Origin of the sequence: Ruminococcus sp. J1101004sp1_RTP21198st1_B9_RTP21198_201120 (genome assembly GCF_040924245.1) — a bacterium.
Classification (GTDB): Bacteria; Bacillota; Clostridia; order Lachnospirales; family Lachnospiraceae; genus Blautia_A; species Blautia_A faecis.
Genome location: NZ_JBCOMI010000004.1, coordinates 1 through 23,765, shown reverse-complemented (window position 1 = coordinate 23,765; position 23,765 = coordinate 1). Strand labels below are relative to the sequence as shown.

Annotated in this window: 21 protein-coding genes, 1 tRNA gene and 1 other annotated feature; of the genes, 11 read left to right on the top strand and 11 right to left on the bottom strand. The window is 44.2% G+C overall.

The annotated features are described in order from the left end of the window. Positions 1–79 precede the first annotated feature (79 nt). Positions 80–365 (top strand) — a binding site (T-box leader). 88 nt (positions 366–453) lie between these two features. From metG to AB5618_RS03615, 3 genes are all read left to right on the top strand, one after another. Next, entirely contained in the window at positions 454–2,412 is a 1,959-nt protein-coding gene (gene metG / locus AB5618_RS03625) for a methionine--tRNA ligase (RefSeq protein WP_173718516.1), read from the top strand. A 77-nt stretch (positions 2,413–2,489) separates the two neighbouring features. Then, positions 2,490–2,996: a cyclic pyranopterin monophosphate synthase MoaC gene (moaC, locus tag AB5618_RS03620; protein WP_118577929.1), complete on the top strand. Its 507-nt coding sequence runs from the start codon at positions 2,490–2,492 to the stop codon at positions 2,994–2,996. Beyond that, positions 2,993–3,484 (top strand): molybdenum cofactor biosynthesis protein B, encoded by a 492-nt coding sequence (locus AB5618_RS03615; RefSeq protein WP_148463758.1) that lies wholly within the window; start codon positions 2,993–2,995, stop codon positions 3,482–3,484. Before moaC ends, AB5618_RS03615 begins: the two co-directional genes overlap by 4 nt. 96 nt (positions 3,485–3,580) lie before the next feature. On the opposite strand, the gene AB5618_RS03610 is transcribed toward AB5618_RS03615, so the two are convergent. Beyond that, positions 3,581–3,829: a DUF6783 domain-containing protein gene (locus AB5618_RS03610; RefSeq protein ID WP_173718515.1), complete on the bottom strand. Its 249-nt coding sequence runs from the start codon at positions 3,827–3,829 to the stop codon at positions 3,581–3,583. Here AB5618_RS03610 and AB5618_RS03605 point away from each other — a divergent pair. After that, positions 3,728–3,982, top strand: coding sequence for a DUF6783 domain-containing protein (locus tag AB5618_RS03605; RefSeq protein WP_306467818.1), 255 nt, complete (start codon positions 3,728–3,730; stop codon positions 3,980–3,982). The genes AB5618_RS03610 and AB5618_RS03605 overlap by 102 nt on opposite strands. Here the strand turns inward: AB5618_RS03605 and AB5618_RS03600 are convergent. Beyond that, positions 3,868–5,061 carry a M20 family metallopeptidase gene (locus AB5618_RS03600; protein WP_173718547.1) on the bottom strand — a complete coding sequence of 398 codons (1,194 nt, stop codon included), beginning with the start codon at positions 5,059–5,061 and terminating at the stop codon, positions 3,868–3,870. The two genes, AB5618_RS03605 and AB5618_RS03600, sit on opposite strands and share 115 nt — an antisense overlap. A 243-nt stretch (positions 5,062–5,304) precedes the next feature. On the opposite strand from AB5618_RS03600, the gene AB5618_RS03595 reads away from it, so the two are divergent. The 4 genes from AB5618_RS03595 to AB5618_RS03580 are packed head-to-tail and all read left to right on the top strand — an operon-like array spanning position 5,305 to position 9,215. After that, complete coding sequence (locus AB5618_RS03595) at positions 5,305–6,081, top strand: TatD family hydrolase (RefSeq protein ID WP_173718514.1); 777 nt, start codon at positions 5,305–5,307, stop codon at positions 6,079–6,081. 25 nt (positions 6,082–6,106) lie between these two features. Beyond that, the gene (locus AB5618_RS03590) at positions 6,107–6,967 is read left to right on the top strand and encodes a bifunctional 2-polyprenyl-6-hydroxyphenol methylase/3-demethylubiquinol 3-O-methyltransferase UbiG (RefSeq protein WP_173718513.1); all 861 of its coding nucleotides are present in this window, start codon (positions 6,107–6,109) and stop codon (positions 6,965–6,967) included. Beyond that, complete coding sequence (locus AB5618_RS03585) at positions 6,964–7,581, top strand: GNAT family N-acetyltransferase (RefSeq protein ID WP_173718512.1); 618 nt, start codon at positions 6,964–6,966, stop codon at positions 7,579–7,581. Before AB5618_RS03590 ends, AB5618_RS03585 begins: the two co-directional genes overlap by 4 nt. Then, positions 7,578–9,215: a SpoIIE family protein phosphatase gene (locus tag AB5618_RS03580; protein ID WP_227198948.1), complete on the top strand. Its 1,638-nt coding sequence runs from the start codon at positions 7,578–7,580 to the stop codon at positions 9,213–9,215. Before AB5618_RS03585 ends, AB5618_RS03580 begins: the two co-directional genes overlap by 4 nt. 80 nt (positions 9,216–9,295) lie before the next feature. Here AB5618_RS03580 and upp read toward each other — a convergent pair whose 3' ends face one another. Next, on the bottom strand, positions 9,296–9,925 hold the full coding sequence (upp, locus tag AB5618_RS03575) for a uracil phosphoribosyltransferase (protein ID WP_118579383.1): 630 nt from the start codon (positions 9,923–9,925) through the stop codon (positions 9,296–9,298). Positions 9,926–10,559: 634 nt separating this feature from the next. Between upp and AB5618_RS03570 the strand changes: the two genes are divergently transcribed. Next, a complete protein-coding gene (locus tag AB5618_RS03570) occupies positions 10,560–11,915 on the top strand; it encodes a uracil-xanthine permease family protein (protein WP_118579324.1) in 1,356 nt (451 codons plus the stop codon). 278 nt (positions 11,916–12,193) lie between these two features. Here the strand turns inward: AB5618_RS03570 and AB5618_RS03565 are convergent, their stop codons facing one another. From AB5618_RS03565 to AB5618_RS03545, 5 genes are all read right to left on the bottom strand, one after another. Beyond that, the gene (locus tag AB5618_RS03565) at positions 12,194–13,084 is read right to left on the bottom strand and encodes a TPM domain-containing protein (RefSeq protein WP_173735401.1); all 891 of its coding nucleotides are present in this window, start codon (positions 13,082–13,084) and stop codon (positions 12,194–12,196) included. A gap of 13 nt (positions 13,085–13,097) precedes the next feature. After that, the gene (locus AB5618_RS03560; protein WP_173735400.1) at positions 13,098–14,186 is read right to left on the bottom strand and encodes a hypothetical protein; all 1,089 of its coding nucleotides are present in this window, start codon (positions 14,184–14,186) and stop codon (positions 13,098–13,100) included. A 26-nt stretch (positions 14,187–14,212) separates the two neighbouring features. Next, positions 14,213–15,586, bottom strand: coding sequence for an SPFH domain-containing protein (locus tag AB5618_RS03555; RefSeq protein WP_173735399.1), 1,374 nt, complete (start codon positions 15,584–15,586; stop codon positions 14,213–14,215). 731 nt (positions 15,587–16,317) lie between these two features. Beyond that, a complete protein-coding gene (locus AB5618_RS03550; protein WP_368366495.1) occupies positions 16,318–17,883 on the bottom strand; it encodes a CapA family protein in 1,566 nt (521 codons plus the stop codon). A gap of 230 nt (positions 17,884–18,113) precedes the next feature. After that, positions 18,114–19,883 (bottom strand): DUF885 domain-containing protein, encoded by a 1,770-nt coding sequence (locus AB5618_RS03545; protein ID WP_368366493.1) that lies wholly within the window; start codon positions 19,881–19,883, stop codon positions 18,114–18,116. 304 nt (positions 19,884–20,187) lie between these two features. Here AB5618_RS03545 and AB5618_RS03540 point away from each other — a divergent pair, with 304 nt between their 5' ends. Further along, positions 20,188–20,745: a C40 family peptidase gene (locus AB5618_RS03540; protein ID WP_148463726.1), complete on the top strand. Its 558-nt coding sequence runs from the start codon at positions 20,188–20,190 to the stop codon at positions 20,743–20,745. 853 nt (positions 20,746–21,598) lie between these two features. On the opposite strand, the gene AB5618_RS03535 is transcribed toward AB5618_RS03540, so the two are convergent. Both AB5618_RS03535 and AB5618_RS03530 read right to left on the bottom strand, forming a co-directional pair. Beyond that, the gene (locus AB5618_RS03535) at positions 21,599–22,759 is read right to left on the bottom strand and encodes a transglutaminase domain-containing protein (RefSeq protein ID WP_173718507.1); all 1,161 of its coding nucleotides are present in this window, start codon (positions 22,757–22,759) and stop codon (positions 21,599–21,601) included. Beyond that, positions 22,732–23,004 carry a hypothetical protein gene (locus AB5618_RS03530; protein WP_173735395.1) on the bottom strand — a complete coding sequence of 91 codons (273 nt, stop codon included), beginning with the start codon at positions 23,002–23,004 and terminating at the stop codon, positions 22,732–22,734. Before AB5618_RS03530 ends, AB5618_RS03535 begins: the two co-directional genes overlap by 28 nt. Here AB5618_RS03530 and AB5618_RS03525 point away from each other — a divergent pair. Beyond that, positions 22,974–23,060, top strand: coding sequence for a hypothetical protein (locus AB5618_RS03525; RefSeq protein WP_368357037.1), 87 nt, complete (start codon positions 22,974–22,976; stop codon positions 23,058–23,060). The genes AB5618_RS03530 and AB5618_RS03525 overlap by 31 nt on opposite strands. Positions 23,061–23,470: 410 nt before the next feature. On the opposite strand, the gene AB5618_RS03520 is transcribed toward AB5618_RS03525, so the two are convergent. After that, positions 23,471–23,543 (bottom strand) — tRNA-Lys (locus AB5618_RS03520). Positions 23,544–23,765 lie beyond the last annotated feature (222 nt).

Here is a 23,765-nt window from a genome sequence, read left to right as displayed (position 1 = left end):
ATTGCATCGCTGTAAAATGATAAATTTGGGTTTACAAACCCATTAAAATGTGATACGCTCTTTTATATGAATTTATAAGCCAAACCCATAGAAAAAGAGAGTACATTTGCGTACCGCATTACAGAGAATCCCCCGGGAGATGAGCAGTTAAGAGTTGCTTTTCCAGGCTGAGAGGGGGTGTGTATGGAACAGATGGAAGATGGCTTTGGAGGGGCGCAGTTGAAGTAATTTAGGCTGCGACAGGAACGCCTGTTATAGCGTAAGGGTATGAAGGTACCCGGTGAGATTCCCGAAGATGGTTTTTCCATCTGTACCGTGAGGCGGGAATGAATAGAAGTGGTAACACGGGATAACTCGTCTTCTCAGTATATTTGAGAAGACGTTTTTTTATGTTGTGACAGGAAGGAGAAGTTTAACCAGCTCTTTTTGTTACACAGAAAAGGAGGAAATACAATGAGTAAACCAAAATATTACATCACCACAGCCATTGCCTATACATCCGGCAAGCCGCACATTGGCAATACCTACGAGGCGGTTCTGGCAGACGCCATTGCGCGTTATAAAAGACAGCAGGGCTACGACGTATTTTTCCAGACCGGAACTGACGAGCATGGCCAGAAGATTGAGCTGAAAGCAGAAGAAGCAGGTGTTACATCTAAGGAATTCGTTGATAACGTATCCGGTCAGATCAAGAGCATCTGGGATCTGATGAACACATCCTATGACAAATTCATCCGTACCACAGATGAAGACCATGAGAAACAGGTTCAGAAGATTTTCAAGAAAATGTATGCAAAAGGGGACATCTACAAGGGAGAGTACGAGGGAATGTACTGTACTCCATGTGAGTCCTTCTTCACAGAATCCCAGCTTGTAGATGGAAAATGTCCGGACTGCGGACGCCCATGCGTACCAGCCAAAGAAGAGGCTTATTTCTTCAAAATGAGCAAATACGCAGACCGTCTGATTGAGCACATTAAGACACATCCGGAATTCATTCAGCCGGAATCCCGTAAGAACGAGATGATGAACAACTTCCTTCTTCCGGGACTTCAGGATCTGTGCGTATCCAGAACTTCTTTCAAATGGGGAATTCCGGTAGACTTTGATCCGAAGCATGTTGTATATGTATGGCTGGATGCCCTAACCAACTATATTACCGGAATCGGTTATGATTGCGATGGAGACAATTCTGAACTGTTTAACAAGATGTGGCCTGCCGACCTTCATCTTATTGGAAAAGATATCATCCGTTTCCATACTATTTACTGGCCAATCTTCCTGATGTCACTGGATCTGCCTCTTCCGAAGCAGGTATTCGGTCATCCGTGGCTTCTCCAGGGCGATGGAAAAATGAGCAAATCCAAAGGAAACGTTATCTACGCAGACGAGCTGGTTGATTTCTTCGGCGTTGATGCTGTCCGTTATTTCGTACTTCATGAAATGCCGTTTGACAACGATGGTGTGATCACCTGGGAGCTGATGGTAGAGCGTATGAATTCCGAGCTGGCAAATACTCTTGGAAACCTGGTAAACCGTACCATCTCCATGTCAAACAAATACTTTGGCGGCGTGGTAGAGAATAAAGGCGTAACAGAACCTGTTGACGATGATCTGAAGAGCTTCATTCTTTCTGTTCCTGCAAAGGTTGATGCAAAGATGGAGAAACTTCGTGTAGCAGATGCCATCACAGAAGTGTTCACTATTTTCAAACGCTGCAACAAATATATTGATGAGACAATGCCATGGGCACTTGCAAAGGACGAATCCAAACAGGATCGTCTTGCAACCGTTCTTTACAATCTGGTTGAGGGCATTTGCATTGGAACCACTCTTCTTGGGTCCTTTATGCCGGACACAACAAAGAGAATCCTTGGTCAGTTAAATGCTTCAGAGAGAACTCTTGAGGATCTGAAGACATTTGGACTGTATCCGTCAGGAAACAAGGTAACAGATAAACCGGAGATCCTTTTTGCCCGTATGGACATCAAAGAAGTTATGGAAAAAGTAAACGAGCTTCATCCACCGAAAGAAGAGCCGAAGGAAGAAAAGCCAGAGGAGAAGGTTGTAGATATTGAGGCGAAGCCGGAGATCACATTTGATGATTTCGCAAAGCTTCAGTTCCAGGTTGGTGAGGTTATTGCCTGTGAGGCGGTGAAGAAATCCAAGAAGCTTCTTTGCTCCCAGGTTAAGATTGGAAGCCAGGTTCGCCAGATCGTATCTGGAATCAAGGCTTACTATACACCAGAGGAAATGGTTGGCAAAAAGGTTATGGTAGTAACCAACTTAAAACCAGCGAAACTTGCAGGAATTCTTAGTGAGGGAATGATTCTCTGCGCAGAGGATGCTGAGGGAAATGTATGCGTAGTCAGCCCTGAAAAAAATATGCCGACAGGATCTGAAATCTGCTGATTTTGACCGGAAGCGTCCATCTGATATAGCCGGAATATAATATAATAGGTTAATATTGTTATAAAAAGGGACGAATTATGTGTAATAAACTAAGCCATTTTGATAAAAATGGTAATGCTGTTATGGTGGATGTCTCGGATAAACCGATTACCCACAGAACTGCAATTGCAACAGGTTCTATCCAGGTTGGAGCAGAAATCATGGAGCATCTTACTGCAGGCACTGTGGCAAAGGGAGACGTTCTTGGCGTTGCCAGAGTTGCCGGGATCATGTCTGTGAAGCACACCTCGGATCTGGTACCTATGTGCCATCCTTTGCCGGTTACCAAATGTACCATTGATTTCGAAATTGAAAAAGAAAATGGAATTATCCGCACTTTTTGCACTGTGAAGACAGACGGTAAAACCGGTGTGGAAATGGAAGCCCTTACAGGTGTGCAGGTGACTCTTCTTACAATTTATGATATGTGCAAGGCAATCGACAAGCATATGGTGATGACGGATATTCACCTGGTAGAGAAAACTGGCGGTAAGAGTGGAGATTTTTTATTCAAAGAAATAAAAACGAAGGGGGGAGAAAAATGAAACGAGTAGCAATTATCACATCCAGTGATATGGGATATCAGGGCAAGCGGGAAGATTTAAGCGGTCCGGCAATTAAGGAAATCGCAGAAAGAGAAGGCTATCAGGTAGTATCTATGGATATTCTTCCGGATGACCGTGCCATGCTTTCCAGACGAATGGCGGAAATCGCAGATGAGAATCAGGCAGAACTGATTTTGACTACTGGTGGAACAGGTTTTTCCCCGCGGGATGTTATGCCGGAGGCCACCGAAGATATCACAGAACGTAAGGTTCCGGGAATCCCGGAAGCCATCCGCGCCTACAGCATGACGATCACAAAACGCGCCATGCTCAGCCGCGCCACAGCCGGAATCCGGAAAAAGACTCTGATCATTAATCTTCCAGGCAGTCCGAAAGCAGTAAAGGAGAGTCTGGAATACATTATTGGAGCTCTTGGTCATGGCATTGAGATTATGACCGGGGAAGCTGGAAATTGTGCAAGGCAGTAAATATTCATAAATTTTATAGTAAATGAGAATCCCCTCCACTATGCAGCAGTTGCTTTTGTGGAGGGGATTCTTAGTTTGTGGGCTGACGAAGACTGCTTATGGCTGCTCTTTCATAGTTTTAAAATACTGGCTTGTTACAATCAGTGAATTGTGCACCATATCTTCCAGTGCCTGATCGGTAAAATATGCGGCGTGAGGCAGCATAAGTACATTAGAGACTGTTTGAAAAATCATTCTCGCAATCTGCACGCCCCACTTTGCGGGAGATTTCACCCGAATTCGGTTGCCGTAGCCCGCTACGGCGCCCTCATCCGGACAAAATCTCCCACAAATTGTGACGCACATCTTGCAGAAAGCCTTTTTCAAACACGCTCTAGGAAGATCTATAATCCGAAATTTTTACGAATTATATTTGCAAGCAGCTCTGCAGTACCGTCAATTCCGAAATTGTTGCTGTTCAGCATCAAATCCATATATTCGGTACTTCCTGGCTGTTGACCAAATGTCGCAATCAGTTCGCTGATGCTGTTGTATGCAGGTTCAAAAGCAGAAGTGTCAGGCGTGTTTTCAAAGTATTCCAAAACGTAGCTGACGGCAGCGGCAGTACCATAGGTAAGTCCGTCCTCGTCCAGATCAAATTCCGGGGTATGGTGATTAGCGCCGGAACCTAATTCGTCATTTTTTATTCCCACGAAGGTTTCTACACCTGGAAACAGGCTGCACATATAACTGAAGGTTTCAGATGCCATCCATGGCTCACAATCATATATGACATCTTCGCCGATCTGTTTCTTGATCGAATCAAGATAGGTTTTTCTGCATGCAGGATAGTTCTCTGTAGGTAAAAGCTGTTCCAGCAATTTAAACTGGTAGGTACAGTAATTAAGAGGACAAATTGCAGCAACAATTCGTTCAAATTCTTTGATAAATTCTTCTCCGCTGTTTCGATCCATCATTCGGATGCTTCCTTCGCAGGTAAGCTTGTCGGGAATCAGGTTAAAGGTTGCTCCTGCATTGACAGAGCCCAGAGACCAGGTCAGAACGGTGTTTGGCTTTATGTATTTTAGCCGGAGTGTATCAAGGTTGGAATATATGTCATGGAAACAGTCAATTACACTGTGGGCAAGATCCGGTCTGGAACCGTGTCCGCCTTTTCCGTTTATTTCAAGTACGAAGTGGTAAAGGCCTGACATGGCAGAACCCTGGCAGCAGGAAAGTTTTCCTGTGGGAATGTCCCAACGCACATGAGAGGCGTAGCAGGTGTCAAACTTCATGTCCTTTTCTGCCATATAAGCCAGAAGCTTTTCTATATTCCGATGTCCTTCTTCTCCTTCCTCAAACATAAGGACAACGCGTCCATTTAGGGATGCTTCCATATTCTTCAGTATTTTTGCGGCGCTAAGAAGCATAGCAATGTGGCCGTCATGGCCGCAGCCATGCATAACACCAGGATTTTTGGAAATACATACTTTTTTATTCTTTAGATTAGTCTCGGATTCCAGTATGGGAAGTGCATCGATGTCGGATCTGAGAAGAACTGTTTTTCCGGTACTGTCTCCGTTTATATATGCAAAAATGCTACCGCCTGGTACCTAGACATAAGGAATATCAATTTTTTCAAGCTTCACATTATCTGTCGAATCTTCTGAATTGTCAAGTATTTTTTTGTGTTTTTGAAATTGTGTTTAAAATAGTTCGATGTTCGTTCTATTCACAGTAACAACTAAAATAGAACTTCCAAAAAGAGGTTTATAACACTTTACTGGTATGATTTTAGTATGCTATAATTGTTGTATTTCAAAGAAAAATGAGGCAGAAAAATGATATTTGATACACATGCACATTATGATGATGAGGCATTTGACGAAGACAGAGATCAGCTCCTTTCTTCCATGAAAGACGGGGGAGTGGGCTGTATTGTAAATGTGTGCGCGTCAGCCGGGGGATTTGGCGGGACCTTGGAATTGATGAAAGCGTATCCTTTTGTGTATGGCGCAGTGGGGGTTCATCCCGACGATGCAGGAATTATGACACAGGATACTCTGGATGAGATCCGGCGTCTTTCCCATATGGAGAAAATGGTCGCCATCGGAGAAATCGGTCTGGATTACTACTGGCATAAGGAAGAGGCAGAGCATAAACAGCAGCAGGAGATGTTCCGGGCGCAGATGGACATTGCTAGGGAGGAGAAGCTGCCATTTATGATCCACAGCCGGGATGCAGCCGAGGACACTCTGGAGATTGTAAAGGAATATATGAAAAAAGATATGTCCGGAGGAATCATTCACTGCTTTTCCTACAGTAAGGAGATTGCGGCGGAATATTTGAAAATGGGACTTTATCTTGGCATTGGCGGCGTGCTTACTTTCAAAAATGCAAAGAAGCTGAAAGAAGTAGCTGCCATAGCGCCGCTGTCCCAGATCGTTCTGGAAACGGACTGCCCTTATATGGCACCGGAGCCCAATCGAGGCAGGAGAAATTCTTCCTTGAATCTGCCCTATGTTGCAGAAGCCCTGGCGCAGATTAAGGGAATTACTGCAGAAGAAGTAATTGCAGTGACGGAAGAGAATGCGAAGCGGTTATTATTCAGAGCGTAAATTTTGACGGACAAGGAGACAAGTAGTGCAAAGTCAGTTAGTATTTCAGGAAGAAAAAGAGAGGGAACGACTGAGAAGACAGAATTTGCTGTTGTCACAGGCAGAGAAACCTGCGTTAGAGCATTTTTTTAAGGGGAAATCAGAACTTTCTGTTCTGGATATTGGCTGCAATGATGGCACCAGAACCTTTCACCGCTTTTCAGATGACAGGATTTCCAGGGTGATTGGCCTGGAGTATAATCAGCAGCTTGTGGAAAGAGCCAACAGTCAATTCGGAAATACTAAATTTTCTTTTTATCAGATGGATGTGGATCGGGATTCGTTTTCAGCGGACCTTCAGAAGCTCTGCGCAGAACCGGAAGACAGAGAATTTGACCTGATCTGTCTTTCTTTTGTATTAATGCATTTATATGATGGGGAAAAGCTGCTTCGCACATTGAAGAATTTTTTGAAAAAAGGCGGAGTGATTTTTATCACAGAAAGCAATGACCGCATATCCACTTTGGCTCCAGATGAAAAGAATCTTCTTGGACAGTTTCTGGATATCTTAAAAGAGGACAAATACGCAGGAAAAAGAGAAACCGGTCAGGCCGTTCCCGGCTGGCTGACCAACTGCGGATACGATTATATCCATGTCTGGTGCAAGGAGATTTCCGCTGCCAAAGGCGAACAGCAGCAAAAAGAAGATATTTTCCAGACCTTTTTTTCCTATTTGCCCGAGGATGTGGAAATCTTGCTGGCGGAAGAACCGGATAACAGAAAATATCAGGACTGGCAGAACTGGCTGAAGAAGAATTATGAAGAACTTCAGCAGCTGATTCTGAGTGAGGAATCGGAGATTACAATGGGCATGCAGATTTTGTCCTGTGAGAAGGGAAGCTTATGACACAAAAGACAGGGAGGTTTGGGGCTTCTGGCAGAGAATTTTGTCTGTATTCATTGGAAAAAGAGGATATTGAGGAAACACTGCAGCTTATGGACAGGTGCGTAGGCGAAAATCTGTATCAGAAAGAAGAGCTTGAGCAGGCCATTGGAAGCAGTGAACGGGCATTCCTTCTGCTGAGAACTGCAGAAGGAGAGCTTGCAGGATATATTTATTACTATCTTACCAATGAGAAGCAGATTGCAGAGGATACCAGGCTTACGGAACAGAAAATCCAACGGGTATGCCAGCAGGATACTTTGGCACCTGTTGGCAAGATTCAGTCAGTAGGAATAAAAGAAGCATTTCGCAGACAGGGTCTGGCAGTTGGGCTTATGAACTATGCATTGAATCAGTTTGCGGAGAAGGGCATAGGGGAAGTGTTTATCATCTGCTGGAATGCAGGCGGTAAAGTTCCTCTGGAAAGGGCACTTCAGGAATGTAAGTTTGTTCATCTTTTTTCTGCAAAGATGATCTGGTATAATAAAAAAGAACTTTATTGTCCATATTGCAAAGGACGCTGCAAGTGTGATGCAGAGGTCTATTTTAAGAAAGTTAAGGAAAGGAATTGCAAATGAAAATAAAACTTCTTCCTAAATTTATACTTTCACTTGGCGTGATCGGTGTAATCCTTACCATTGCCATTTCTCTTTTCAGCTATAGAAGCTCCAGATCCTATCTGGAAAATCTATATGCACAGAGGGTAATGACGAACAGCAATAGTATTGCAGATATGATGTCGGTTTCGGATGTGAAGAAAATCCTGGCAGAAGGCGGGGACAAGACAGAAGAATATTCGGAAATGGTTACGTTGTTTAACAAGCTGAAAAAGGATGGCGATGTTACATATCTGTCTCTGGTTGTTCCGGATGAAGACAGTGTTCATTTCTACATAGATGCCCTGGTTGAGGAATTGGGAGATGATCCTGCGAATCAGATTGCCTATGGAAGTGACATTTTGTACACTGATGCTGCAAATCCTGATGATCCTGCTGACATGGAGAAATATATTACCATATGGAACCAGTATCAGCAGAATAAAGGTGTGGATCATCCGCTTGTGACGGACAACAGCTATGGCTATAATTACACGGGCATTTCGGTGATTCTGGACGAGAATGGAAAGGCTCTGGCAGAAATTCAGTATATTCTGGATATGAAAGAGGTCAGGAATTATCTGAATTCCTTTCTTATCAATATGCTGCTGATTTCTTTTTGCATTATCGCAGTGACGATGGCTGCGTATATTGTCTTTGTGCGAAAGACAATCACCAGACCGATCAGCAGGCTGGCTGATTTTACCCAGGAGATTACAGAGAGCGGAAAGTTTGAGAATCAGAGAATTACCATGAAAACTGGTGATGAGATCGAGGCACTAAGTGACTCTTTTAACTTTATGATGGAAGAGCTTGAAAATTACATTGCCAATCTGTCCAAAGTGACTGCCGAGAAGGAGCGAATCGGCACTGAGCTGGATATTGCCAGGAATATTCAGGCATCCATGCTGCCATGTATTTTCCCGGCCTTTCCGGATCGTAAGGAATTTGATATTTATGCAACTATGACACCTGCAAAAGAAGTTGGCGGTGATTTTTACGATTTCTTCATGGTAGATGAGACACATCTGGCAATTGTTATGGCCGATGTATCCGGAAAAGGTGTTCCGGCTGCGCTCTTTATGGTCATTGGAAAAACGCTTATCAAGGATCACACTACACCAGGAAGAGATTTGGGGGAGGTTTTCTCTACTGTAAATAATCTTCTTTGTGAGGCAAACAGTGAAGGCTTGTTTATCACTGCTTTTGAAGGTGTGTTGGATCTGGTGACAGGAGAGTTCTGTTTCGTAAATGCTGGACATGAAATGCCATTTATCTGTAAAGCAGGCGGCAGTTTTGAGGCATATAAGATCCGTCCAGGCTTTGTCCTTGCTGGATTTGAAGATATGAACTATAAAGCCGGCAGTATGACGCTGGATGTGGGAGATTTGATCTTCCAGTATACAGACGGTGTGACTGAGGCTACAAATGTAGAAAATCAGCTTTATGGAATGGAGCGTCTGGAGCAGGTTCTGAATCGTGTAAAAGACAGAACACCATCAGAAATTCTGCCTGAAGTGAAAAAAGATATTGATGCTTTTGTGGGAGAGGCACCGCAGTTTGATGATATTACCATGCTTTGCGTAGAGTATAAGGCGAAGATGGAAAAAGCATGATCGGGCAAAAAAAGGCTGAATTCTGGAAATGAGATAATTTCCGGAATTCAGCCTTTTTCAAATATGCTCTGGTCAAAAATCTATTTAGTACCAAAAATTCTGTCGCCTGCATCGCCAAGTCCCGGGCAGATATAAGCGCGGTCGTTCAGTTCTCTGTCCAGATGTCCTACATAGATCTGCACATCCGGGTGCACCTCATGAAGTCGTTTCAGACCTTCCGGAGCAGCGATAACAAACATACATTTAATGCTCTTTCCACCATGCTGTTTGATGAAGTTAACAGCGGAGATAGCAGAGCCGCCAGTTGCAAGCATGGGGTCAACCATAACGATGAGACGCTGGTCGATAGGATCCGGAAGCTTACAATAGTACTCATGAGGCTCATGAGTAACCGGGTCACGGTAAAGACCAATATGACCGATCTTGGCAGATGGAACCAGAGTGGTGATACCATTTACCATACCCAGACCTGCACGAAGTACAGGAACAACAGCAAGCTTCTTACCAGAAATCATAGGAGTTCTGCAAGTCTCAATAGGAGTCTCAACTTCAACATCCTCAAGGGGAAGATCGCGAAGAGCTTCAAAACCCATAAGAACTGCAATCTCCTCAATAAGTTTGCGGAATTCATTTGTTCCGGTCTCCTTATTACGAAGAATGGAAATCTTATGCTGGATCAGCGGGTGATCCATAATAAAAACATTGTCCATATCTGAAAAATTTGACATGATAAAAACCTCCGTAGTGTGATAAAGTTGCCATTGCCCTATGCAATAACAATCGTTACTGTTCACTCCGTGATCAGTAACACGCTTCGCGATGCACAGAAATCATGCATTCGCATGATTTCGCGCCGCACTTCTCGGGTTTTCTGTGAACTTTGTTCACAAAAAACACCTCGCGGAACGTTACCAGTGAACAGGAACTAACAATCCCTTCAGAACCTTTTTTAAACGGGTTCCAGAGCGTATTGAAAATGCTCTATGGGAATACTGTAAAAATCATATCGCACTTTCTATAGAAAGTCAATAATTGTAAAAATTTGTCGCATACTTTATACTATAACAAGATTGCTGGTTACTGTTCACTCCGTTCACAGTAACGCGCTTCGCGATGCACAGAAATCATGCATTTGCATGATTTCGCGCCGCAATTCTCGGGTTTTCTGTGAACTTTGTTCACAAAAAACGCCTCGCGGAACGTTACCAGTGAACAGTAACGATTGCTGTTCACAGTATAGACCGTATTGGAAGAAATCATGCGAATGTATGATTTCGTACAGTGTGAAGTGCGTTACCAGTCAGGTTGTGAACAGGCTCTAAGGGAAAAGGAGGAACTATATTTATGAAATTCAGAGTTGAGGGCATTTATGATGCCAAAAAGCTTGGAATCCCACAGATGCTGATTCTGGGACTCCAGCATATGTTCGCCATGTTTGGCGCTACCATTCTGGTGCCGATCCTGGTAAACAACTATTTTCACGGCGAGGGCTTATCCATTCAGGTAACCCTGTTCTGTGCCGGATTCGGAACACTTCTGTTCCATGTGCTGACTAAGCTGAAGGTACCTGCATTCCTGGGCTCATCATTTGCATTTCTTGGCGGATTTGCCACCGTTGCAGAGCTTGACACCGGAATTTTTGCCAACATGTCTTATGGAGAGAAGCTTCCATATGCATGCGGTGGTGTGTTTGTAGCAGGACTTCTGTATCTGGTACTTGCAATGATCGTTAAGGTAATTGGCGTAAAGCGCGTCATGCGTTATCTGCCTCCGGTTGTAACTGGTCCGATTATTATCTGTATTGGTCTTAGCCTTGCACCGTCTGCAATCAGCAACGCATCCCAGAACTGGATCCTTGCTTTGATCGCACTTGGAACTGTTATTTTCTTCAATATCTGGGGCGTTGGAATGTTCCGTATTATTCCGATTCTGATGGGTATTGTTGTTTCTTATGTGGTTGCCCTGATCATGAATGCCCTGGGTATGACAAACGCAGATGGAAGTGCTATCCTCAGCTTTGCAGGAGTAGCAAGTGCGCCGATCGTAGGTGTTCCGAAATTCTTCCTCTGCAAATTTAACATTACTGCAATCCTTGCAATGGCACCGATCGCAATTGCTTCCATGATGGAGCACATTGGCGATATTTCTGCTATTTCCGCAACGGTTGACCGCAATTTCATCGAAGATCCGGGACTTCACCGTACACTTCTGGGTGACGGACTTGCAACCTCCTTGTCAGCACTGATCGGTGGACCTGCAAATACAACTTACGGAGAGAACACCAGTGTTCTTGCTCTGAGCCGTGTTTATGACCCGAAGGTAATCCGTCTGGCTGCTATTTATGCAGTTATCCTCAGCTTTATCCCGAAGATGGCTGAGGTGATCAGTTCCCTTCCGTCTGCGATCATCGGTGGTATCAGTTTTATTCTTTATGGAATGATCTCTGCTGTTGGTGTCCGTAATGTAGTTGAGAACAAAGTAGACCTGACACGTTCTCGTAACCTGGTTATTACAGCGGTTATCCTGGTTTGTGGTCTTGGCATTTCCGATGGACTTACATTTACCATCGCAGGCGCACATATTACTCTTACAGGACTTGCACTTGCTGCAATTGTAGGAATCCTGCTGAACGCCGTTCTTCCGGGAAATGACTATGTGTTTGAGACTGCAAAGAAGAAAGAGGAGATGGAAGACGACTGATCCGGCTGGCTTTCCTATATGGTGATGCTGCCGGCAGGTGAAATGTCTGTTTAGCTGATATATAAAAAGAACTCGATTCAAAGTAAATAAATGCGGTAGTCTTTTTCAAAGAGGCTCTAAGTACATTTATTTGCCATGTATGAATCGAGTTCTTTTTTATGTTGTAATAGGAAATGCTGTTGGAATTTCCTATTACCGGGCAGGATTGCACTGCGGCGGAAGGGGAGGTGTCGTTCGAGGCGACCTGCCGCAGTGCAATTCTGCAAGAAGGAATCTTTTTAGAAGCTTCCGCCTGTACCTCCGTGATCGCTGTCTGAGCCGCCGGAGGAACTGTCACTATCCTTCGGTTTCGCTGTTTTGGTAACTGTGTGATACAGGAAAATATCGTTTGATCTTGTCAGTTCCATACTTCCCTGGCGCACATAATCCACTGCGCTGTCCTGTGTCCGTACGCTTTTCAGCTGGGCTCTCATGCCCATGGTGCACAGAAACGCAAGCACAAGACCGATTCCCAGGGAAATGAGAATCCATATGGGAGAAAAGGGCTCTGTATAAGGCTCCCCGTTAGCAGCCATTTCCAACAGATCCTGACACAGATCTGCGTAGGTATCGAAAGCGCCGTAGAAGTTTTCATCCTTTAACAGAGGCTCTACATTTTCCTTCAGATAAGCAAGTCCGTCATCGTTAAACGCAGTCATACCATATCCGTGGGTGGTAATGTGCCATTCACGGTCGCCAATGCTGACCATGAACAGGATTCCGTCGTGGTTTTCGCCGGTTCCGTAACCATTCTCATCGAAGAAATGATCTGTAAAGTAGTTCATCTCATTGCCGTCTTTCGACTCTACTGTGGCAACTGCCACTTCCAGATTGTATTCCCCGGTGATGGCTTCCAGCTTATCCAGAAGCTGGGATTCTTCTTCATCTGTGAGAAGATCCGCCTCGTCCAGGACAAGGGAAAATTCGGAGGCTGCAAAGTCCTGATAAGAGTCATCTTCCTCACTGCCGGATCCGCCAAAGCTGTTGGAAGCTGCGGCCTGTACCGTAACAGCTCCCGTACCTGGCAAAGCAGTAGTAAAAAGCGCATCTGTGCCTGGAATAACTGCACTGAAAAGGCTTCCTGCTCCCAGCACTGCCGCCAGAATAATTCCAAATGATTGTTTTTTCATGGCATGTTCCTCCTTAACAAAATGTGTGAATCAGCCATGCAATGGCGTAAGCAGCAACGGAAAAACCTGCAGTAAGTCCAAGGAACCATTTAGTGAAAATACCTTTATCTACAGGCAGATTTCCTACAAATTTACCAGTCTGTCCGTTCATGCCGAACAGATAGTGGTTGCCCTTCCAGGTGGTGGAAAGAAGCCATACCGGGAAAAGAGCATAGTGGGTTTTACCGCCTTTTAACTGAATACGGGTATCTTCAGGGGTAACGCTGTCATAACCGATGACCGTATCGCGAAAAGCATCTTCAGCGGCTTTTCTTACACGCTGGTTGGCGCGCTCAGCAGATTCTTCTGCGGATACATCATATTTGTCCGCAACGTATCCTGCCAGGTAAGGAGTGGCAAAGTCCACAGCCTCGGAAATTACATAAGGCTCCAGAGACTCTGTTAAATCATTGTCAATTTTGGAAGAACCGTCTACCGGAATCTGGTCGAACCCGATGTTTCCAGCACGGAAAACAGAGTAATGGCTGGTTTCCGTATAATCATAGTCGCTGTCACTCCAGAAACGGGTCTTGGTGGCATGATAGCGGATATCTGCAGAAGCGTCGGTGTCAAAAAGCCAGAAAGGCACATAAACACCTTTGATCTCGTCAATGTGATTTTCCTTTTTAAATACTTTGGGTAAAAGGATCTTGCCGTGAAGATGTTTGGTCAGACCTTCTTTGGCTGCCTTTTTGTCCAGCTTAAACGGAATGATAAAATCCGGACGCAGGGTACCGGAAAATTTGCCGGACATTACTACCGGATTGCCGCAGAATGGGCAGGAGGAAGCACCTGTGCTTTCATCGGCAACGATTTCCCCGCCGCAGGACTGGCATATGTAAACGGACATTCCGCTGGCTTCATCTTCCTTCCAGGAGTTGTCTGAAGCACTCTCCCAGTTCAATTCATCAGATTGCTGGTTAGCTGCTGCTTCGTTAAATTCTTTGACGGCTTCCATATCAAATTCAGTGTCGCAGTAAGGACATTTCATCTTCTGGAGCTTACTGTTGAATTCGATTGCTCCGCCGCAGCAAGGGCATTTGTATTCAAGTAAATCGGACATAATTCATCTCCTTTTATGCTGCTTTTTTACTGGGTATCGTTTTCATTAAATGGATCGCCACAGTTCGGACAGAATTTTGGTGGATTGGTTGGATCTTCCGGTTCCCAGCCGCACTTGTCACAGCGGTACCGAGGCTTCATAGCCGGTTTAGGAGAACCGCAGTTGGTGCAGAATTTGCCTGTATTTACAGCGCCGCAGGAACAGGTCCAGCTTGCATTTGCTGCAGGTGTCTGAGGCTTTTTCGCGCCGCATTCCGGGCAGAAATTACCGGAAACCATAGCACCGCAGGAGCATTTCCACTGGTCAGCTGCCGGAGCAGAACCGCCTGCCTGAGCCTGGGATACGGCCGGATTTGGCTGTGGTTGTGCCATCTGCTGTGCCTGAGCTGTCTGCTGCTGTCCCATAGCGTAAAGATTCTGTGCGTTAAAACCGCCAGTCATGCCTGCCATATTCATGCCCATGAAACCGGTCATGGCACCGCCAGCGTTGCCTGCTGCTGTCTTCATGGCGTCTGCCTGTGCTCCTGCAAGAGTAGCGGCTGCCATGGCAGGATTGCGGAGGATAGCCATACGCTGAGCTTCTTTGATCATCTGGGCATCTTCCTCAGGAAGAGTGATCGGATTCATGGCAACAGATACGATCACGAGACCACGAAGCTGACTCCATTTCTGGGTGAGAGCCTGGTTCATGGCATCACAGAGCTCCATTGCATGAGCCGGAAGTGCGCTTGGACGGATTCCCTGCTGGGAAATGCTGGCAAATGCCGGCTGAAGAGCTGAGATAAATTCTGTTTTCAGCTGTCCCTCGATCTGCTCTCTGTCGTACTGCTGTTCAAAGTTTCCGCAGACGTTGGAATAGAAGAGAAGCGGGTCTGCAATGCGGTAGGAATAAACACCGCTGCAGCGGACAGAAACATCAATGTCCAGTCCGATGTTCTGGTCTACAACACGGAATGGAATCGGGTTCGGAGTTCCGAATTTATTGTCCACCAGTTCTTTGGTATTGAAATAGTAAACACGCTGGTCTTTGCCAGTGTCACCGCCGAATGTGAAACGCTTGCCAATAGTGTGGAAAGTGTTCATGATGGCGTCGCCCAGATTTCCGGAGAAAATACTTGGCTCGGTAGAAGCATCGTAGGTGTATTCGCCTGGCTCTGCGCAGATATCAACGATCTTGCCCTGCTCTACGATCATCATACACTGTCCGTCTGCGACTGCGATTCCGGATCCGGTGGTGATAATGTTGTCGCTTCCCTTGGTATTGGAGGAACGTTTGGATGTGCGCTTCTGCCCCTTTACTGCCAGAACGTCATTGTCGATGGCATCACAGTAGAAAAATTCTTTCCACTGATCTGCAAGTGTACCGCCTGCGGCGCCAAGTGCTGCTTTAATAAGTCCCATATTGTAACTCCTTTCTTTTTGACCGGTCAATGACTGGAAAAATTATGTAAACGAATGCCACCTGATGCCAATAGCAGGAGTGCATTGGCGCAGAAACCATGGATTTCATATCTGGTGGTGCCTGTGTGAGCAGACATAGTGGTTTCGTTAATTTGTACAGTTATTGTCCGAAAATGATTTTATTAATTATTCTACATAACGATTCAGCAGACATTATTCCGCGAGGTGTTTTTGTGAACGAAGTTCACAGAAAAAACGAGAAATGCGGCGCGAAATCGTATAAAACATGATTTCTGTGTATCCAGAAGGATATCACTGTGAATGTGCGGAATCGTTACTACTCTACTATAAATTTTATCTGATTTTGTCTGAAAAAACAACCTATATGTGATAAATGACTGGTTTTCGTGACAATAAGACATAGATACTATCTGATTTGCAGTAAATAGGAATTGTATACCAGCCATTTGATGACAAAAAAATGTTTGGAATGCCGGAATAACAAAAATCTGCAGCCTATATATTATAGTACTGCAGATTTTGTCATTAGTAATATTGAACCTGGTATGGGGCGTAATTTATTTTTGGTTCTGCTAACTCTGTTCACAGAAACGCTCTTCGTAATGCATAGAAATCATGCATTCGCATGATTTCGCGTCAAAGGTTTCGGGTTTTGTATGAACTTTGTTCACACAAACACCTCGCGGAACGTTACCGGTGAACAGTGACATTTAACCTTCTGAATTGTCATCAGATGCGTCTGCTCCGGAATGGTCTGATCCAGAGCCGTCAGAACTGGAACTGCTTTGGGTGGCAAGTGTCTGATAGTACCAGGAGGAGGTGATGGAATCATTATCCTCCACGTAATTTCCGTTGGAATCCAGCATATTTCCGTCGGAATCAAATGTGACATCCAGAAGATCCGTCTTAGTAGATGGTGTGACGTTCATGGACATGATTTCATCATATTTTGTCTGAAGGTTTTCCAGGGAAAATTCATCTCCGATGGACTGGCGGACGCTGTGTGCAGATGCTAGAGCGTCTGTATAATCGTCCAGCTTATATGGTGCATATTCCAGGGTATCGTAGCTGTAATGCATAACCAGCGGTGTCAGTGTGGCATCTTGGATCTGGATGCTGGTCTGGTCGCCGTCTACAGTCTTCTGAATGGTAAAGGCTGCCATTCCGCCAAGAAGCTGCTTCAGTGTTTCCTGACCGGTAACGAAGTTGCCAAGGGAGTAGTAGATCAGCATGTTGTGACCAGAGTCATCTGTAAGGTAGCCATATGGCTGGAGCACATTCGGATTGGTTCCGATCACAACGTCAACACCCTGCTCCATAAGGAAGTTGGCCCATTCTTTTTCGTATTCGGTAGGCATTGGTTCTTCGGTCTTGCCCCAGTTTGCAGAGAAAATCACACAGTCTGCGGAAGCTTTGGCCTGTTTGATGGCGGCTGCAACATCGGCAGTGCTGAACGTGTCAATCATAGAGCCTTTTCCGGAAGTGGATGTATCTGTACTTCCAGAACTGTCTGCATCTCCTGTTGAACTGTCGGAAGTATCCGAGCTGGCAGAGTCGTTTGCAGAACCATCAGAATTATCGGTGCTGTCGCCGGAGCTTACAGTCTGGCTTCCATATGACGGGAAGGTATAGTTAAGGAACGCAATCTTGATTCCGTTAATTTCTACAATCTTCGGAGCGTCTATACCGGACTGGTTTTTATGAATACCAACCAGAGTGACATCCGGATGACTGGTTTCCCAGTAATTTAAAGTTTCGTTGATCATGGAAGAACCATTGTCATCAATCAGTGCTGTGGCAGATGTGATTACATTAAATCCGGCATTTATAAGTGCGTCGCCAATCTCTGTAGGAGTGGCGTAAGGCGCGGTACCGCTGACTGCGCTGTGGTCTGTGGTGAAAGGTGTTTCCTGATTGACCATAGCAATGTCGGCAGCCTGTATATCAGATTTCAGATTGGCATAAACACTGTTATAATTCCAGGCGTCGGTTTCTGACTGGCCGGATGCAAGAAGACTTGGCTGAACCAGGTTATCCCCAACTGCAAGGACTGTGGCTGTAGTGACTTCCTGGGTGGTGGCAGCTGCCTCTTCTTCCTTCTGTTTTTGTAAGTCAGCTGCCTTTTTCGCCTGGGCGGCTGGCTGGCGGATCATGGTGTAGTCCATCTGGTTAAACACCAGGCAGAGAACCACCAGAACCGCGATGGATACCAGAAAGCTGGTTCTGGAATTCAGGCGTTCTTTATAATTTAATGGGAGATTATCTCGTTTTTTCATGATTTTGCCCTTCTCTAATGTAGGAAAATATGACCAGCAGGATCAGAAAATCAGATTGCTCCTGCATATTTTCAATGTGAGTTCATTATAGCAAATTATTGTGCTCAAAGAAAGAAGTTATTACATAAATATTTAAAAAAATGTTACAGCATTTCGGGAATTTTCGGGTAATATTGCGCGTGGATCTGGCAGGCAGAAGCCGGGCGAAAATACTGCAGCTTCAGAGGCAATCACAATTTCTCGTTCATGTATTTTCGCAAAACCGGAAACTGCACAGGGCCGATTTCCAGTATCTTCTGATGAAAACTTTTCAGATCAAAGTTTTCGCCAAGGAGGGATTGCTGTTCTTCTTTCAGATCCAGAAAATTCAGATATCCCACATAGTATTTCAGATAATTAGCAGGTGTTTCGGTGATATATCGGTAAATCTCGGCCGTGACAGCAGCATCACGGATTCCGAAAAGTTTCAGGAAGCGGGCGGCTTGCGCAGGAGTCCAGCCGTGGTAATGGATTCCCACATCCAACAGGGAGTAAATGCACAGATTCACGCTGCGGTTCAGCCAGGAAAGTCGCGTGCAAGCAGAAGCTTCCTGTGAGGATAAGGTGCCGGCAGACAGATAATCTGCTGCATAATCATACGCGTAACTTTCCACATAAGTGGCCCAGCCTTCCACGTATCCGCTGTAATCGATGAGATACCGGATATGGGATGGACTTTGTCGTCCGAAATAAACGGTCTGGTAAAGATGACCGGGGAAGCCTTCGTGCGCCAGCGTGGTAAAAAGCTCCAGATTGGAAATTTGCCGTCCATGATTGATGTAAATAACATTTGGCGCTCCTGTGTCCATTGGCGGTGTCAGGTAAAACGCCGGGCTGAGAAATTCTTCCATGGATTTATGTACAGACCGGATTTCGAAATCTACAGAAGCAGTGGAGGGGAAATCCTGCTGAATATTTTTTTCCAGAAGCTCCATGACCCGTGTGGGCTCCATATCTGGCAAATCCATTTTCTCATTTAGCAATGTGAGAAGTTGTGGATGCTGTTTCAAAAGTTCTGAAATTTCCTGAGAATCGGTGGAAAGCTGCTGGGTGAGGCGCTTTTCCAGTTTTTCCACAGGTATGTAGATTCCCACCTGGCTTTTTAGAAGATATTGGTAATATTCCTTTCCACCGGAAAAATTGACCAGTCCTCCGGTATTTTTGCCTGTTCCCCGAAGCTGCTCCAGACCTTCTATCAGCATTTGATATGCGGGGAGAACCTTTTCTTTCAGAATCTGTTTATGGGTCAGGTTCAGCTGTTTCTGGTCCTTTTCGGAAAGCTTTCCATAGGCTTTTAGTTTCTGTGAAAAAATTTCCAGCATATAATTGGAATCCGGGTTTTGAATAAAAGCACGGCATTGGTCCTGAATGCGTTCCAGAGTTTCGTCGCACATAAAAAATCCGGCATCAGATTTTGTCTGTTCAAAGGCGAGAATGCTCTGGAAATATTCTTTTGTGCTGCAGAGCAGATTCAGGTAGTCGGTGATGTCCTGATTGGTGTAGAAGGAGTATTCGGCCAGCAGTACAGGCAGCTGCGCCTGGATCCCGAGGCTTGGGCTAAGCGGCTCTTCCAAAAGATAATTGTCGCCCAGAGAGGCTTCGGTGTGGTAGTAAAGGAGGAGCAGATCAAGGGTCAGGCGATTGGAAGTACTGAGCTTTGACTGGGAAAATTTTTTCAGCTTTTTTACATATTCCTGGCACTGGGCAGAGGCTTTTTCATTGTTGGGATGTATTGTGCCAAGGGTAGCGCGGGGGCGTGAGATGCCCTGTTTTTCCGGATAAGCCAGGGAATAATGAAGATTCAGGGCGTTTCCGGAAACCTCTTTTTCAAATATGGACTCCGCGAAGTTTTTGAAGCGGGCATTTTCGGAGAAGACATGACTGAAAAGCCAGGAAAATGTGAAGCAGATAATAAGAAAAAAAGCCAGAATAGCGGCGGTGAATTTTGGTCTGTTTGACATAGGATGCCCTCTGCTCTGGGGGATTTCTACTATATTATTGAGAATTTCAGTGTAGTATGCGAAATATTTGGTTCCATGGCTTTAAGATTATGTGTATTTTGTGTACAAGACTGACGGGAATGACGAAATTAGTTGGGGATGTCATGGGGAAGTTGTTGGATTTCACGGAAAAGGCGATTTTTTTATTTGTGGGAGCAAAATTGACGGTAACAGATTGTTGTGATATTATGCGTAATTGTTACATATGCTTAATATAAATGTAACATTTTGAAGGGTGATTTTATATAAATTGAGAGGTGTATGAATGTTAAAAAATAAAATGAAAAAACTGATCTGCGGAATGACAATGTGTATAACGGTCTGTTCTCAGATGATTTTTCCACAGACTGCGTTTGCAGCGACTAAGGCTGCTGTGGAAAAGGCGGGCGAGGCATTTGTAGCTGGGATGACAGAGACTGCAGAGGCAGAGGAGGTACTTTCTGAGGAAGAGCTTCGTCAGCAAATCGTGGATTTTGCGCTGCAGTTTGAGGGAAATCCTTATGTTTACGGTGGGACAAGTCTGACAAACGGAGCAGACTGTTCCGGGTTTGTAATGTCTGTGTTTGCACAGTTTGGCTATTCACTGCCCAGAGTAGCAGCAGATCAGTATAATCAATCAGCGAAAAAAAGCGTGGAAGATCTGGAGCCAGGAGATCTGATTTTCTATGGAAGCGGAATCAGCCATGTGGCACTGTACATTGGAACTGGACAGATTATCCATGCAAGTACATCTGCGTCTGGAATCAAGATTTCCAACTATGATTATGAGGCGCCTGTGGGAGTAGGAACTTACATTGAAGCGGACGGCTTCTTTAGTGAATAAGAGTGAGGGAGCGGAGCATTTGATAAAACAGATATGAAATCCGGTTATCCTGTTCTGACATTTACAGCCGGGGAAGGTTTCCCCGGCCTTTTTGTACAGTGACGGGAGTCTGCAACGTTGTTATTCGCTGATAACATTCCGCGAGGTGCTTTTTTGAACAAGGTTCGCAGAAAACCCGAGAATTGCGGCGCGAAATCATGCAAAGCATGATTTTTGTGCATTGCGAAGCTTGTTACTGTGAAGGTTGCGAACGGTAACCATGCCACGATACAAAGGGGAATGGTGAGAGAATAAAATTGATTTGTGTGTATTTTGTAAGGTATTGTAAATACGATATTTTGCAAGGGAAAATGTCGAAAAGTGTTGAAATTAGCAGATTGCACAAAGACTTAAAAAAAATGTGGATAGGTGAATTAATAGGTAGAAAGTTTTCCACTTTCAAAAATATGAAAAAATGTTGAAAAATCAAGTTATACACAAAGTTATCCACATTATCCACATGGAAAAGCATGTGGATGAGTTGATTTACATAATGGGAATCGAAACAAATGTTTTGGTTATTGTTATGAAAATGTAAAATTCGACAGAAATCGGCAAAAAGGTATTGACTTTTACAAAATCAAAATATTATAGAATATTCGCGGAAAATATTACAATTAGAGATAAAAAACATAAAATGTCTGACAAAATAAATTGTTCATTACAGGGCATATTTTGTCTGAAGCTCCGAAAAACTATAGAGAAGTTACAATGAGATTCTGGTAAAATATGGAATTATATTAAGAAGCCCTTTGCGGAGAAAATTTCCTCTACAAAGGGCTTTCTTTATAATGTTTTTGATATTATTTTGGCGTTACTGGAAGATATGATTTTTCTTTGCCTGTTTTAAGGTTTTTTTATACCAGTAGTAATCGCCCTGACCTTTACTGTAGTTCTGGATTTCTACGTCTACATCGTAGTAATATTTTTTACCATCTACGATGGCATAGTTCCAACTGTGGCCGGCTCTGGTGCCATCCAGATTCTTATAGTAGCCGTTGCAGACACCGGCATCTACGCCTACGTGGTTGCAGAGGATGACAAAGATTGCGGCCTGGTCGCTGCAGACTCCGCCGCGTTTCTGCATATAAGGAGCCATAAAGGATGACCAGGAGGAGCCACCGAAAATAAGTTTGCCGTTTTGGTAGTTCTGGAGAGTCTTTTTCTTGTAGTTTTTAATCCGCTTCTGGGCTTTGGTGCTGGTGAGATCGTAGTAATTTTTGGCTTTTACAAATTCATCGGCGTGTTTATGCTTGAAGTTTACAGTCATCCAGTGGTAGATACGTCGAACTTTTTCATCCTGGCTCATAGTGAGCTTTATTTTGGCTGACTGGATCATTTTTTCTGCCATGTAGTCTACAGTATCGACTCCGGTGTATTCTGGAATTGTGGTGGAAGCTGCGAGGCCTTTGCTTCCGGATGGGGCTTTGGAAGATACTTTAAAACTTTTGGTTTTGGTGACAGATTTTATGCAGATCTGGTCTTTTTCTACATAATAGAAAAGCTCAACTTTGTAAGTGCCATTTGATGTGTAGGCTGTGGGCTTTTTCCCAGCTTCATTTCCTTTTGAGGGTTTTCCGTTCCAGTCAAGGCGAATGGTTTTATGGTCAAAAGAAGTGACCGGATCGCCCCAGAAATTTGTTCCGCCAATGTTTTTGTATGTTTTTTCATAAACATATTTACCAGATTTGTTTAGAATTCTAAGACGTACATTGATGGCTGTGCCCTCAAGGTCCTGTTCGGTATTAAATGATACTCCGGCACGAATGGAAAGATAGTTTCCTTTGCTTGGATGAAATCCTTTGGAGCTGATGCCTGTGAGCAGGCTGTCTACTGACATCTGGATTTCATCTGGATTGATCGTATCCGTTTCTTCCTCTGCTTTTACATTCTGTACACTGAACAGGAATATTATTGACAGCAACAGGAACGTGCTTAAGCAGATGTTTAAAAATTTTTTTCCTTTTTCAAGCATTTCTTCTCCTCCTTTGTTTTCTGATCTTCCTTAATTTTTTGTATAACCTGAAGTTTGTTCATTTTTGCAGAAGCAGCTTCGACCTCTTGGACGATACAGAAAAATTCTAATATGAGTATATTGGTTTTATTTAAGAGATTCAAGCTTAAAGTAATATTTTGCATTAGAGCGTGTTTGAAAAAGGCTTTCGGCAAAATCTCCCACAAAGTGGGGCGTGCAGATTGCTGGGATGATTTTTCAAACACGCTCTAGGTTTCTGAAAAATTGGGATAGAAAAATAAAATGTTTTCATGTAAAATAGGGCATAAGGAGGAAGAGATTTTTTACTTTACAAAAGATAAATATCGGAGTTTTCCGAGTTAAAGAAATTGATGAAGACGATAGCATATTTCAGCAATTGATGGAGGAATATAGACTTATCGGGGAAAGACTGGAGAAAGAACTTCTGGATGTGGGAAAAGAGAAACACTATCGAGATCTGATTGAATTGATTGACAGAATTGCAGATTATATTTTCAAGGAATCCTTCCGGGTGAAGAAAGGAATTGGTGAGATTATGGGTGGACAGGTATTGGAACTGGAGTCGGAACGATTGGAGAGATTGATTAGAGAAGGATGTGAAGCGGCAAGAGTTGATTTTACTGGCTTTAAGGGCACAAAAAAACACCGTCCCCGCGGCAATCGCTTTGTCCGCAAAAACAGTGCTTTCAGTGCGCCTTCAGGGGTTCGAACCCTGGACACCCTGATTAAGAGTCAGGTGCTCTACCAACTGAGCTAAAGGCGCATTTCCTATTTCGTTGATTTGTTATTTCCTCAACGCAAGATGTATTATATATCAAGTGTAGGACAAAAGTCAATAGGAATTTTATAATTTTTTTAAATTTTTTCGAAAACTTTTACGATTGCTATTTAGTGTGTTGGTCATTATTCCGGACGCGATTTCACAATGTATATTCACCGCCGCGCGTCGCAACGTTCCGGCAAGCTAATGACTAACTGCGACTAA

Coding starts and splice junctions, on each gene's coding strand:
- metG (WP_173718516.1), top strand. CDS start 454: ATGAGTAAACCAAAATATTACATCACCACAGCCATTGCCTATACATCC.
- moaC (WP_118577929.1), top strand. CDS start 2,490: ATGTGTAATAAACTAAGCCATTTTGATAAAAATGGTAATGCTGTTATG.
- AB5618_RS03615 (WP_148463758.1), top strand. CDS start 2,993: ATGAAACGAGTAGCAATTATCACATCCAGTGATATGGGATATCAGGGC.
- AB5618_RS03610 (WP_173718515.1), bottom strand. CDS start 3,829: ATGTGCGTCACAATTTGTGGGAGATTTTGTCCGGATGAGGGCGCCGTA.
- AB5618_RS03595 (WP_173718514.1), top strand. CDS start 5,305: ATGATATTTGATACACATGCACATTATGATGATGAGGCATTTGACGAA.
- AB5618_RS03585 (WP_173718512.1), top strand. CDS start 6,964: ATGACACAAAAGACAGGGAGGTTTGGGGCTTCTGGCAGAGAATTTTGT.
- AB5618_RS03580 (WP_227198948.1), top strand. CDS start 7,578: ATGAAAATAAAACTTCTTCCTAAATTTATACTTTCACTTGGCGTGATC.
- upp (WP_118579383.1), bottom strand. CDS start 9,925: ATGGACAATGTTTTTATTATGGATCACCCGCTGATCCAGCATAAGATT.
- AB5618_RS03570 (WP_118579324.1), top strand. CDS start 10,560: ATGAAATTCAGAGTTGAGGGCATTTATGATGCCAAAAAGCTTGGAATC.
- AB5618_RS03565 (WP_173735401.1), bottom strand. CDS start 13,084: ATGAAAAAACAATCATTTGGAATTATTCTGGCGGCAGTGCTGGGAGCA.
- AB5618_RS03560 (WP_173735400.1), bottom strand. CDS start 14,186: ATGTCCGATTTACTTGAATACAAATGCCCTTGCTGCGGCGGAGCAATC.
- AB5618_RS03555 (WP_173735399.1), bottom strand. CDS start 15,586: ATGGGACTTATTAAAGCAGCACTTGGCGCCGCAGGCGGTACACTTGCA.
- AB5618_RS03550 (WP_368366495.1), bottom strand. CDS start 17,883: ATGAAAAAACGAGATAATCTCCCATTAAATTATAAAGAACGCCTGAAT.
- AB5618_RS03545 (WP_368366493.1), bottom strand. CDS start 19,883: ATGTCAAACAGACCAAAATTCACCGCCGCTATTCTGGCTTTTTTTCTT.
- AB5618_RS03540 (WP_148463726.1), top strand. CDS start 20,188: ATGTTAAAAAATAAAATGAAAAAACTGATCTGCGGAATGACAATGTGT.
- AB5618_RS03535 (WP_173718507.1), bottom strand. CDS start 22,759: ATGCTTGAAAAAGGAAAAAAATTTTTAAACATCTGCTTAAGCACGTTC.